At 54.3% G+C, this 12,653-nt stretch carries 13 protein-coding genes; 3 read left to right on the top strand and 10 right to left on the bottom strand.

Features of this window, described 5'->3' with window-relative positions:
- Positions 1-33: 33 nt before the first annotated feature.
- From nanT to zapE, 8 genes are all read right to left on the bottom strand, one after another.
- Positions 34-1,524: a sialic acid transporter NanT gene (nanT, locus tag OLG56_RS02455; RefSeq protein WP_061377030.1), complete on the bottom strand. Its 1,491-nt coding sequence runs from the start codon at positions 1,522-1,524 to the stop codon at positions 34-36.
- Between the two features lie 115 nt (positions 1,525-1,639).
- Positions 1,640-2,533, bottom strand: a complete 894-nt coding sequence (gene nanA / locus OLG56_RS02450) for an N-acetylneuraminate lyase (RefSeq protein WP_001029667.1) — start codon at positions 2,531-2,533, stop codon at positions 1,640-1,642.
- 134 nt (positions 2,534-2,667) lie between these two features.
- The gene (gene nanR / locus OLG56_RS02445) at positions 2,668-3,459 is read right to left on the bottom strand and encodes a transcriptional regulator NanR (protein WP_000382923.1); all 792 of its coding nucleotides are present in this window, start codon (positions 3,457-3,459) and stop codon (positions 2,668-2,670) included.
- A 108-nt stretch (positions 3,460-3,567) separates the two neighbouring features.
- Positions 3,568-4,068 carry a ClpXP protease specificity-enhancing factor gene (gene sspB / locus OLG56_RS02440; protein ID WP_000366112.1) on the bottom strand — a complete coding sequence of 167 codons (501 nt, stop codon included), beginning with the start codon at positions 4,066-4,068 and terminating at the stop codon, positions 3,568-3,570.
- 5 nt (positions 4,069-4,073) lie between these two features.
- Positions 4,074-4,712 (bottom strand): stringent starvation protein SspA, encoded by a 639-nt coding sequence (gene sspA, locus OLG56_RS02435; RefSeq protein WP_000257298.1) that lies wholly within the window; start codon positions 4,710-4,712, stop codon positions 4,074-4,076.
- A 313-nt stretch (positions 4,713-5,025) separates the two neighbouring features.
- Entirely contained in the window at positions 5,026-5,418 is a 393-nt protein-coding gene (rpsI, locus tag OLG56_RS02430) for a 30S ribosomal protein S9 (RefSeq protein WP_000829815.1), read from the bottom strand.
- 15 nt (positions 5,419-5,433) lie between these two features.
- Positions 5,434-5,862, bottom strand: coding sequence for a 50S ribosomal protein L13 (gene rplM / locus OLG56_RS02425; protein WP_000847559.1), 429 nt, complete (start codon positions 5,860-5,862; stop codon positions 5,434-5,436).
- A gap of 301 nt (positions 5,863-6,163) precedes the next feature.
- A complete protein-coding gene (gene zapE / locus OLG56_RS02420; protein WP_023212287.1) occupies positions 6,164-7,288 on the bottom strand; it encodes a cell division protein ZapE in 1,125 nt (374 codons plus the stop codon).
- A 192-nt stretch (positions 7,289-7,480) separates the two neighbouring features.
- Between zapE and zapG the strand changes: the two genes are divergently transcribed.
- The 3 genes from zapG (at position 7,481) to degS (ending at position 10,566) form a co-directional block, all read left to right on the top strand.
- Positions 7,481-7,879, top strand: coding sequence for a Z-ring associated protein ZapG (gene zapG, locus OLG56_RS02415; protein ID WP_001519074.1), 399 nt, complete (start codon positions 7,481-7,483; stop codon positions 7,877-7,879).
- A gap of 156 nt (positions 7,880-8,035) precedes the next feature.
- The gene (degQ, locus tag OLG56_RS02410; protein WP_000716690.1) at positions 8,036-9,403 is read left to right on the top strand and encodes a serine endoprotease DegQ; all 1,368 of its coding nucleotides are present in this window, start codon (positions 8,036-8,038) and stop codon (positions 9,401-9,403) included.
- 92 nt (positions 9,404-9,495) lie between these two features.
- On the top strand, positions 9,496-10,566 hold the full coding sequence (gene degS, locus OLG56_RS02405) for an outer membrane-stress sensor serine endopeptidase DegS (protein WP_000497705.1): 1,071 nt from the start codon (positions 9,496-9,498) through the stop codon (positions 10,564-10,566).
- 33 nt (positions 10,567-10,599) lie between these two features.
- Here the strand turns inward: degS and OLG56_RS02400 are convergent, their stop codons facing one another.
- Positions 10,600-11,331 (bottom strand): triphosphoribosyl-dephospho-CoA synthase, encoded by a 732-nt coding sequence (locus tag OLG56_RS02400; RefSeq protein WP_000602024.1) that lies wholly within the window; start codon positions 11,329-11,331, stop codon positions 10,600-10,602.
- Positions 11,332-11,350: 19 nt separating this feature from the next.
- The gene (locus OLG56_RS02395) at positions 11,351-12,652 is read right to left on the bottom strand and encodes an oxalacetate decarboxylase subunit beta (protein WP_061377029.1); all 1,302 of its coding nucleotides are present in this window, start codon (positions 12,650-12,652) and stop codon (positions 11,351-11,353) included.
- Between the last annotated feature and the right edge of the window lies 1 nt (position 12,653).

The raw sequence follows: 12,653 nt of genomic DNA, 5'->3' as shown, positions 1-12,653 counted from the left end.
AAATATTGCCCGGTTGAAAACCGGGCAAGCGGATTAACTTTTCGTTTTTACAAAGGCACCTTTACCACTGCCAAGCGGTACGGCTCCGCTGAACGGTTTGTCGTCGATAGCATCGTGGGTACGTAACGCTTCCGGACGTAGCCAACGCTGTACGCGAGACGGCATATCAAGCCCAATAAGCAGGATCACGACAAACGTCAGGCTGAAAGAGAGCGATGACAGCGCAGTGCCCAGATCCAGACGTTGAGCGATCAGCGCTCCCAGGATCGGCGCCAGCGCGCCGCCGAGCGCGCCGACGTTATAAGTAAAGCCCAGCCCCGCCGCGCGCTGATCGGTATCGAAGTAACCGCCGATCAGTTTCGGCAGAATCCCGGCAATCCCCTGCCCCAACATCTGTTGGAAAAACAGTAGCAGACCCAGAACCCAGACGTTTGTGCCGCCAATCGCAAAGACCGGAATAATGAGGATTTGCGAGGCCAGCAGGCTACAGACATAGGCTTTACGCGTTCCCAGCCAGTCGCCAAGAAAACCGCCTACGCAGCAACCAACCGCCGCGCCAAATCCGCTAAAGAACAGGACATTCGCCACCGTATGCGGATCGTAGGCCAGCTCGGTTTTCAGATAAGTAGGTAATAGCGCCTGAATCGGCCAGGAATAGAGGAAAGCAAACAGTACCACCAGCATCAGCATGACGCCAGTGGGCCAGCGTTTACCGCTGCTCTGCACCATAAAACTGATAAAGATAACCGCGCACAGTAGTCCCAGCCCCGCCACAATCGCAGCATTTTGTAGGTTACCGGCAAAGCAGAACCACAGCGCAGCAGCGGCGGCGAAGGTCATTAAAATGTTGATGATGCGATGTTCGCCCCGATAAAGAATGTCAACCATCGTGCGTACCGGCGCTTTACCCGCGTGTTTCTCTTTCCAGTCTTCCGCTTCTGGAATGTTTTTCCGCAACCAGAGGGCGAAGATAATTGGCAAGATGCCAATGAAAAACAGCGCGCGCCAGCCCCAGACAGGCACCACCAGGCTGTACACCTGCGCGGCAACGACCGCACCGACGGAGAAGCCGGAAATCAGAAAACCGCTGGCTTTATTGCGTAAATGTTTTGGCCAGCTTTCAATCACATAGGTCGCGCTGGAACCATATTCGCCCGCCATGCCCATACCAATCACCAGTCGGGCGATGAACATGGTGGTGTAACCGGGCGCAAACCCGCAGGCCAGGGTTCCCACCGAAAACAGAATGATGCTGCTGACCATCGCCAGACGACGCCCATAGCGATCGCCCATCGCGCCCAGTAATAACCCGCCGAACCAGCGAGAGATAAAAGCCGCAGAAATCAGGCTTGCCGCCTGTACCGTCGTCAGCCCAAATTCGCTTTGTACCTCAGTCAGTACAAGAGCAATCAACACAAAATCAAAACCATCAAGCAGATATCCCAGCCAGGCAGCGGAAAATGCCCGCCACTGCGCCCGGTTGAGATGGCGATACCACGGGATGTTCTGGGTAGAAGTACTCATTTTACTCTCCCGACGATTTTTGTTGTCGTTATGCCGAATGGCGGCTCCGCCTTATCCGGCCTACCGCTCACACTGTTGTAGGCCGGGCAAGCGTAGCGCCCCCGGCATTATGCTGTTACGCCTTTTCTTCCATCAGTTGTTGAGCCAGCGCCTTGAGCGCCGGCAGATATTTTTCATCAACAGGCGCGAACGGTTTACGACACAGCGGCACCGATACCACGTCCATATAATGCAGGACCGTTTTCAGGCCGCGGAATACGCCGGTTTTAATCAGTAAATCAATAACCTTATTGCACTCGGTTTGCAGACGCTGCGCTTTCGCCACATCGCCCTCACGTAATGCCTGAACAATCCCCTGATAACGCCAGCCCATAATGTTGTATGTGCTGCCGATACCGCCGTCCGCGCCCGCCAGCAGGCCGGAAGCGAAGATTTCGTCATAACCGTTGTACAGCACCAGATCCGGATGTGCGCGGCGGATCTGCTCCATCTGGAAGAGATCGCCGGAGGTTTGCTTCAGCGCGCTCACGCCCGGTAATGTCACCAGCGTATTGATCTGATCGAGGGTAAGTTTTACGCCGCTTAACGCCGGAATGTTGTATACCACCATCGGCAATCCATCTGCGGAATCAATGATTGCCCGATAATGGTCACAGTGCTCTTCAAAACTGAAAGGGTAATAAAAAGGCGTCACCGCAGAGACCGCATCAAAACCGTAACGCTTTGCGGCGCTGGCAAGCTGCTGGCTTTCTGCGGTGCTTACCGTCCCGACATGGGCGATCAACGTGATTTTTCCCTTCGCCTCTTCGGCGACAATCTCCAGTACCTGCTCTCTTTCAGCAAGGCTCTGTACGAATGCTTCCCCGGTGGAACCGCCAACGTACAGCCCGTCGATACCCTGGCCGATGTTAAAACGCACCAGACGGCGCAGGCTTTCGCTATCCAGTTGCTGCTGATGATCAAATGGGGTCAACAACGCCGCCATTACGCCTTGCAATGCTTTTGCCATACCTACCTCTACGGATGATGAATATATTAACTACCTACCTTTATACCTGTTATACCAGATCAAATAAGCAGCAAATAATACAGAACGCTTATAGTGCGATCTGCTTCACTAAACCGGGATCGGAGGTGCGATCGCTACCGCATTTTTTGACTTTTTTTACCGAGCGCGTGCCAGGTAGCGGAAACGCTATTGAGGTGGGTTTGCAGAGCGCGATCCGCTTTATCGGGATCTCGCTGGCGAATGGCATCAACAATCACAATATGCTGTTGATAACTCAAGTTATTATGTTCATGCAGCTCACGATCGGGAACGCTTGGGCGAGCGGCGATTAGCCAGTCCAGCAGAGCAACATGAATAGCCATAAAGATCGGATTGCCGGGAATTTCAGCCAGCACCCGGTGAAACTCGACATCCGAACGAATAAACAGCGCGTTGTCATCCAGCGACTGGCTATTAATTTCCAGTGCTTTCGTTAACAACGCGATCTGCTCGTCGGTGGCATGTTCCGCCGCATAGCGTACCAGGCTGGATTCAAAGAAAAGCCGTAGCTGTTCAAAGTGAGCGATGCCGCCAGGATGAGTAAGAAAATCTTTCGCCATACCCGACAGTTCGCTGATGATGGTATCAGCAGAGGGGCGCGAGACGCGGGCGCGTTCGCCGTTATTGATTTGCACCAGGCCTTTACGCTTCAGCGCAGCTAACGCTTCACGCACAGAGGGACGTCCCACATTGAAGAAGGCCATTAATTCACGTTCAGACGGTAGCTGTTCTCCCTCGCCAAACTCATGACGGCGGATCATCTGCTCCAGCTCTTCCTCAACCATTTCAGACAGTTTTTTACGCGCCAGCGGGCGGCGGCGCAAACTACGCCCGAGGGATGTCGGTGAATCTTCTGCTTGCGAATCAAATGCGTTCATAACGTCCATTCATGAGTGGTCGGTGGCAAATAATAGCAAGCTTATCGTAACACAGCTTCAAAAGCAGGGTGAACCCGCGAGGAGACCAAACAAAACAGGCCCTTCCGGGCCTGTTGGTTATTTTACTACGCGCAGCGCCGGACGTCCGCCACGCGGCGGAGGCGGCTCGTCATCAGGGCTACTGTCGTCATCGTGGTCGGGCTTATCGCCATCAATGACGGACATCACGGTCTCGCTTTCCGCGCCTGCGGTATTGTCATCATCATTTAAGCTGACAACGTCTTCATCATAGGCGGCTTCAGGCTCAAACATAGTGCCTGCGCCGTTTTCACGGGCGTAAATCGCCAGCACCGCAGCCAAAGGCACAGAAACCTGACGGGGAACGCCGCCGAAGCGCGCATTAAAACGCACTTCATCATTAGACAGCTCCAGATTACCTACCGCTCGCGGCGCAATATTGAGGACGATTTGCCCATCGCGCGCATATTCCATAGGGACATGCACGCCAGGCAGCATCACATCCACCACCAGATGCGGGGTCAACTGGTTATCCAGCAACCACTCGTAGAAAGCACGCAACAGATAGGGACGACGCGGCGTCAACTGTGACAAATCCATACAGGTTAACCCCGACCGAGGCGCATTTCACGTTCAGCTTCGGTTAAAGAAGCCAGGAAAGAATCACGTTCAAAGACGCGGGTCATATAGCCTTTCAGCTCTTTCGCCCCTGCGCCGCTGAATTCAATACCCAACTGCGGTAAACGCCACAAGAGAGGCGCCAGGTAGCAATCAACCAGGCTGAATTCGTCGCTCAGGAAATACGGTTTCTGACCAAATACCGGCGCAATCGCCAGCAGCTCTTCACGCAGTTGTTTACGCGCAGAGTCGGCCTCGGAAGCAGACCCGTTTACGATGACGTTCATCAGCGTATACCAGTCTTTTTCAATACGGTGCATGTACAGACGGCTTTCACCGCGCGCGACCGGATAAACCGGCATCAGCGGCGGATGAGGGAAACGCTCATCCAGATATTCCATAATGATGCGAGATTCCCACAGGGTCAGCTCACGATCCACCAGTGTCGGAACGCTTTGATTCGGGTTGAGGTCAATCAGATCCTGAGGTGGATTGTCCTTTTCCACATGTTCGATCTCAAAACTAACACCCTTTTCAGCCAACACAATGCGGACCTGATGGCTATAGATGTCAGTAGGACCAGAAAACAGCGTCATTACCGAACGTTTGTTGGCAGCGACAGCCATGAAAACCTCCAGGTATATTCAGAATTTTTACTGCTACCAGCCACAATGTGACCAGCCAGATGTTATGTCACCCAGGGCGAAAAAAGCCATCATTGCTCAGAAACGAGACAAAAAATGAACATTCCCCGCTATTTGGGCAGAAAATTGGATGATAGTTTACCAGATTTTGTGACCTTTGTGGTGAGTCGATTCTGGAATTGGGGAAAAAGAGACAACAATCCGCATTTCATCGTGACAGATAAATGCATTGCCCATAAAAAAACCCGCCGAAGCGGGTTTTTCGCTAATAGTTGTCTGCCGAAGCAGAAACCCATTAACGTTTGGAGAACTGCGGACGACGACGTGCTTTACGCAGGCCGACTTTCTTACGTTCAACCTGACGAGCGTCACGAGTAACGAAGCCAGCTTTACGCAGTTCGCCACGCAGGGACTCGTCGTACTCCATCAGAGCGCGGGTGATACCGTGACGGATCGCACCAGCCTGACCAGAGATACCACCACCTTTAACAGTGATGTACAGATCCAGTTTCTCAACCATGTCGACCAGTTCCAGCGGCTGACGAACTACCATGCGGGCAGTTTCACGACCGAAGTACTGTTCCAGAGAACGTTGGTTGATAACGATTTTACCGTTGCCCGGTTTGATGAAAACGCGAGCTGCGGAACTTTTGCGGCGACCAGTGCCGTAGTATTGATTTTCAGCCATTGCCTATAATCCCGATTAGATGTCAAGAACTTGCGGTTGCTGTGCCGCGTGGTTGTGCTCGTTGCCCGCGTAAACTTTCAGTTTACGGAACATAGCACGACCCAGCGGGCCTTTTGGCAGCATGCCTTTAACCGCGATTTCAATCACACGCTCAGGACGGCGGGCAATCATCTCTTCAAAGGTCGCTTGTTTGATACCACCGATGTGGCCGGTGTGGTGATAGTACACTTTGTCAGTACGCTTGTTGCCGGTTACAGCAACTTTGTCAGCGTTCAGAACGATGATGTAATCACCGGTATCTACGTGCGGAGTGTATTCCGCTTTGTGCTTACCGCGCAGGCGACGAGCCAGTTCAGTAGCCAGACGGCCCAGAGTTTTACCGGTCGCGTCAACAACATACCAGTCGCGTTTTACGGTTTCTGGTTTAGCTGTAAAAGTTTTCATTAAAAGCTTACCCAAATAAATAAGTTACACGTTGGTGAACACCCAAACGTTTTAAATAGTTGAGGTTCACACGACAAAGTCCGGTAAACCTACCCCCTCGGATATGTTTGGCCGGCACAGAGAAAGTTTGGGAAAAAACTCTCTTGTAACGTGGGGTCGCAGGATTATAGAGAAGTCCAGGTCAAAGATCGACCCCTTTTTGCGATTTGCCGCGGGTTTTGTTCAGGCCTGGTTCACCCTCGGTCGGGGAGGTTGCACAGATATAATACCGCATAATGCCGGGGCGCTGCGCTTGTCCGGCTTACGGCATATGCTCCCGCTTGAGGTACTCCGCACTCTGCATCTCTTGCAGGCGTGACAGACAGCGCTGAAATTCAAACTTGAGCCGCTCCCCCTGATAAATTTCATATAACGGCGCGGCGGCGCTGACCACCAGCTTAACGTGGCGCTCGTAAAACTCATCCACCAGCGCAATAAAGCGGCGCGCTTCGTTCTCCATCAGCGGCGTCATGACCGGCACGTCAAACAGCAGAACCGTGTGAAATAACCTTGAGAGCGCAATGTAATCATGCTGGCTGCGGGCCTCGACGCACAGCGTAGCGAAAGAGACCGCTAGCGTTTGGTTTTCAACGCCCAGGGTGGATAAAGGGCGATGATTGATTTCCAGCGTCGGAGCGCGCGCGCGCGCGGCCCCTGCTAACGCCAGCCACAGTTTATCCATTTGCCGCCGGGTTTCATCATTAAGCGGCGTTAGCCATAAATGGGCCTGCGTCAGCGTCCGCAGTCGGTAATCGACGCCGGCGTCCACATTCATAATATCGCAGTGCTGTTTAATGGCATCGATAGCCGGCAGGAAGCGGGCGCGTTGCAAACCGTTGCGGTAGAGTTCATCCGGCGGAATATTGGAGGTCGCGACCAGCGTAATGCCGCGTGCAAACAGCGCCTTCATTAAACCGCCCAGCAGCATGGCGTCGGTAATATCGGTGACGAAAAACTCATCGAAACACAGTACGTCCGTCTCGGTTTTAAACCGATCGGCAATAATGTCTAACGGATCGATCTGTCCCTGTAGCGCAGTAAGTTCTTCATGCACGCGCAGCATAAACCGATGAAAATGCAGGCGTAGTTTTCGCTCGCCCGGCAGGCTGTGGTAGAAGAGATCCATGAGCCATGTTTTGCCGCGCCCCACGCCCCCCCACATATACAGCCCGCGAACCGGTATTTGCGCGTCCGGTTCGTTTTTGCCTAATAATTTCCCCAGTCGCGCTATCAGTCCGCCGGGTGGCGTAGCCGACGATTTTTTCGCGGTGAGCGCTTGATAAAGGGTTTCCAGACGGTCGACCGCCTCTTTCTGTACGTCGTCAGGCTGATGGGTGCCTTCGTTGAGTGCCTGGAGATAACGCGATGTAGGGGAAAGGCTTTGCATAATGTTATTGTTATTCCTTGAAAATCGATGTGCCGTCGTTCACGGCTGACGAAAAAAAGGCCGTTCTACACTACGCGATATGCTGCCGGGATTCCACTTCTACGGAATTAGCGGTTATAGTGGCATAATCAGGCGCGGGCATGGAGCCTGGAGCCAACACCCTACGGAAACATAAGACAACGGGAGATGTTCATGACCTGGGAATATGCGCTAATTGGATTAGTCGTCGGTATCATCATTGGTGCCGTGGCCATGCGTTTTGGTAATCGTAAGTTACGTCAACAGCAGGCATTGCAGTACGAACTGGAAAAAAACAAAGCTGAGCTGGAAGAGTACCGTGAAGAGCTGGTTAGCCACTTTGCTCGCAGCGCGGAACTGCTGGATACCATGGCGCATGATTACCGCCAGCTGTATCAGCATATGGCGAAAAGCTCCAGCAGCCTGCTGCCGGAAATGTCTGCGGAGTCGAATCCGTTCCGTAACCGTCTGGCGGAGTCTGAGGCGAGCAACGATCAGGCGCCAGTACAAATGCCACGTGATTATTCTGAAGGCGCGTCTGGCCTGTTACGTAGCGGCGCAAAGCGCGATTAATCGCACGCCGTTAAGAAATTTATCGGGCGCATCGCTTGCGCCCTCTCTCTATCTTTCCTGTCCCAGCTATTATCATTGTTACCAGGCTGAAAATTCAATAACATCAATCTGTTTTGAATTGTCTATCCGTTCATCCAAGGTACGAGAGCAGCATCCATGAAAAAACACACCCAGCTGTTAAGTGCATTAGCGTTAAGTGTCGGGTTAACTCTTTCGGCACCGTTTCCAGCCCTTGCATCGATACCAGGCCAGGTGCCAGGCCAGGCGACGCTGCCAAGCCTTGCCCCTATGCTGGAGAAAGTGCTGCCTGCTGTCGTCAGCGTAAAAGTCGAGGGAACCGCCGCCCAGAGCCAAAAAGTGCCGGAGGAGTTTAAAAAATTCTTTGGCGAGGATCTGCCAGACCAGCCGTCCCAGCCGTTTGAAGGACTCGGTTCGGGGGTGATTATCGATGCCGCGAAAGGCTATGTATTAACCAATAATCATGTGATTAATCAGGCACAAAAGATCAGCATTCAACTGAATGACGGACGCGAATTCGACGCGAAGCTGATCGGCGGCGACGACCAGAGCGATATCGCTCTGTTACAAATTCAGAATCCCAGCAAGTTAACGCAAATTGCCATCGCCGATTCCGACAAACTCCGCGTCGGCGATTTCGCCGTAGCGGTCGGTAATCCGTTTGGTCTTGGGCAAACCGCCACCTCCGGGATTATTTCAGCGCTGGGACGCAGCGGGCTTAATCTGGAAGGGCTTGAGAACTTTATTCAAACCGATGCCTCTATTAACCGCGGCAACTCCGGCGGCGCGCTGCTTAACCTGAACGGCGAGCTGATCGGGATTAATACCGCGATCCTCGCGCCAGGTGGCGGGAGTATCGGCATTGGCTTTGCTATTCCTTCCAATATGGCGCAGACGCTGGCGCAGCAGTTGATTCAGTTCGGCGAAATCAAACGCGGATTGCTGGGAATTAAAGGCACTGAAATGACCGCTGATATCGCCAAGGCATTCAAACTGAACGTTCAGCGTGGCGCTTTTGTCAGCGAGGTTTTACCCAATTCAGGTTCGGCGAAGGCCGGGGTGAAATCCGGAGACGTGATTATCAGTCTTAACGGTAAGCCGCTGAATAGCTTTGCCGAACTGCGTTCACGTATCGCCACCACCGAACCGGGCACGAAAGTGAAGCTGGGCCTGCTGCGCGATGGTAAGCCGCTGGAGGTGGAAGTCACGCTGGATTCCAATACCTCTTCTTCCGCCAGCGCCGAAATGATCGCCCCGGCGTTGCAAGGCGCGACGTTGAGCGACGGCCAGCTGAAAGACGGGACGAAAGGCGTTAAGGTTGATAGCGTCGAAAAAAGCAGTCCTGCCGCGCAGGCCGGTTTGCAAAAAGATGATGTTATCATCGGCGTTAACCGCGATCGTATCAGTTCTATCGCCGAAATGCGCAAAGTGATGGCGGCAAAACCGTCCATCATTGCTCTTCAGGTAGTACGCGGCAACGAGAACATTTATCTATTGCTGCGCTAATCCTGTCTTAAACCGGGCATCAGCCTGCGATGTGATGTCCGGTTAACTCATGGTATGCTGCTGCCGTTCCCTTTTTTAACGACGCCTCCATCATGTTTGTGAAGCTCTTACGTTCGGTCGCAATAGGTTTAATTGTCGGCGCTATTCTGTTGGCCGTCATGCCTTCTTTGCGCAAAATTAATCCTATCGCCGTCCCGCAATTCGACAGTACCGATGAGACGCCAGCCAGTTATAATTTTGCGGTTCGCCGCGCCGCGCCTGCCGTCGTCAATGTCTATAACCGCAGTATGAACAGTACCGCGCATAATCAACTGGAGATCCGCACGCTGGGTTCCGGCGTGATCATGGATCAACGCGGTTATATTATTACCAACAAGCACGTGATTAACGATGCCGATCAGATTATCGTCGCGCTACAGGATGGCCGCGTCTTTGAAGCGCTACTGGTTGGCTCCGATTCGCTTACCGATCTGGCGGTGCTGAAGATCAACGCCACTGGCGGGCTGCCTACCATCCCGATTAATACAAAGCGTACACCGCATATTGGCGACGTCGTACTGGCTATCGGCAACCCATATAATCTGGGACAGACCATCACCCAAGGGATCATCAGCGCAACGGGTCGTATCGGCCTGAACCCGACGGGGCGACAGAATTTTCTCCAGACCGACGCCTCGATTAACCACGGTAATTCCGGCGGCGCGCTGGTCAACTCGTTAGGCGAACTGATGGGGATCAACACCCTCTCTTTTGATAAGAGTAACGATGGCGAAACGCCGGAAGGCCTTGGTTTTGCGATTCCCTTCCAGCTAGCCACGAAAATTATGGATAAGCTTATCCGCGACGGTCGCGTGATTCGCGGCTATATCGGTATTGGCGGACGAGAAATCGCACCGCTGCACGCGCAGCAGGGTAGCGGCATGGACCCGATTCAGGGCATTGTCGTTAATGAAGTGACGCCAAACGGCCCCGCCGCGCTTGCCGGTATTCAGGTTAATGATTTGATTATTTCGGTCAATAATAAACCCGCTGTGTCCGCACTGGAAACGATGGATCAGGTGGCGGAAATCCGTCCGGGCTCCGTCATTCCGGTCGTGGTAATGCGGGATGATAAGCAGCTCACGTTCCAGGTGACGGTGCAGGAATACCCGGCGTCGAACTAAAACGACGCGGCTTTTGCCCGCGTCGTTCGACGGCTAGTCAATAAAGACTGGCCCTGCCGGAAAATGTGCCAGGAAACTCGTGAAAATCAGCAGAGCGGGGAGACTTTTCTCCCCGACGGCCTCTTCACGCAGCGCCTTATCGAGTGCCAATAAGCCAGACTCGCCCCCTTCCCCCAGAATGCCGCCCATCCAGAGCAGTCGTTGCGCCTGTTGACGCGCATACTGCGATGCGCTTTTCCAGGCAACCAGATGCAGCAACGTTTGTAACAGCAGGATCCGAGACGCGTGACCATCGCGTTGTAATCGCCTGAATACGGGTAATGCAATACTACGTACCGTCGAGAAACCGCTCGCCGCTTCCTCCTCAATCGGCGATAAACCAACAGCCGCCTGTTTGACGAAATCGCATAACTGATTGTGTGTTAATGGCCGCTCGCCTGCGCTCATATACCCTGCGGCAAAACAGAGTAACCCGATACCCTGAGCCCAATCGGTCGATGGCAGAATCCCCTGCGGAACATTCGGTGCCGACGTCTGTGCGGCACAAAGCCCCTCGTCGTAACACTGTGCAAAACGTTGCTCATATATTGCTGAGTTGACGCCAGACCACGGCAGCAAATGCAGCGCTGGCTCAAGCTCAGTTATCTGATTCACCGTCTCAACAACATAATGCAAGATGGTTTCTCTGGATGGCATGGATGTACCTTGCCGAAACGCAACCATTTCACTCATTACTGTGTCCTCATTTTGCGGGAGCAGAATCACTGCTCCCGATTAGATTGGATTACATCGCCAGCACGTACTTGAGCATCACGCCCGCCGCAATCGCCGAACCGATAACACCCGCCACGTTCGGGCCCATCGCGTGCATCAGCAGGAAGTTCTGCGGGTCTGATTCCAGCCCCACCTTGTTCGATACGCGGGCCGCCATCGGCACCGCCGACACCCCCGCCGAACCGATAAGCGGGTTGATTTTGTTCTTACTGCACAGGTTCAGCAGCTTCGCCATCAGTACCCCGGCCGCCGTCCCGATACCAAAGGCAATCACCCCCAGCAGCAGAATGCCCAGCGTCTGCGGCTGCAGGAACTTGTCCGCCACCAGCTTAGCGCCAACGGAAAGCCCCAGGAAAATGGTGACGATATTAATCAGCCCGTTCTGTACCGTGTCGCTCAGACGCTCCACCACGCCACTTTCGCGCATCAGGTTGCCAAAGCAGAACATCCCCAGCAGCGGCGCGGCGTCCGGCAGCAGCAGGGCCACCAGCATGAGCAGCACCACCGGGAAGAGGATTTTTTCCCGCTTGCTGACGGTGCGCAGCTGCACCATGCGGATTTTCCGCTCCGTCTCCGTGGTCAGCGCCTTCATAATCGGCGGCTGGATTAATGGCACCAGCGCCATATACGAGTACGCCGCTACCGCAATGGCTCCCAGCAGCTCCGGCGCCAGTTTGCCCGACAGGTAAATCGCCGTCGGGCCGTCCGCGCCGCCGATAATGCCGATGGCCGCCGCCTGCGGCAGGGTGAAGGCAATCAGGCCGAAGTAGTTCAGCGTCAGCGCCCCCAGCACGGTGGCGAAGATACCGAACTGCGCCGCCGCCCCCAGCAGCAGGGTGCGCGGGTTGGCCAGCAGCGGGCCGAAGTCGGTCATCGCGCCGACGCCCATAAAGATGACCAGCGGCGCGACGCCGGAGCCAATCGCCACTTTATAGAACAGCGCCAGCACCCCCGGCGTGTAGCCCATGTCCACCGCCAGGCTCTCCATCTGGCCCTGCACCGACGGCAGCGCCAGCGCTAACGCCTCCTTGATGGCGTGCACGTCCGGCGCGCAGTTAAGCTTCGCGGCAATCACCGCCAGCTGCCCGGCGTCGTGATGTGCCAGCAGGCTTTCCAGCGCGGTCAGCGCCATGCCCGCTTCCGGGATGTTGGACAGCAGCCCGCCGAAGCCAATCGGCAGCAGCAGTAACGGTTCGAACTTTTTCGCAATCGCCAGCCACAGCAGCAGCAGGCTGACCAGCAGCATGATGGCCTGGCCTGCGCCAAGGTGCATCAGCCCCATGCCCTGAAGCAGGGCGTTCAGACTTTCCATT

This window comes from Salmonella sp. 2018103 (assembly GCF_026247685.1).
In the GTDB taxonomy this organism is placed as follows: Bacteria; Pseudomonadota; Gammaproteobacteria; order Enterobacterales; family Enterobacteriaceae; genus Salmonella; species Salmonella enterica.
Note: the sequence above shows the minus strand (reverse complement) of the source record. Positions and strands in the feature narration are given on the sequence as shown.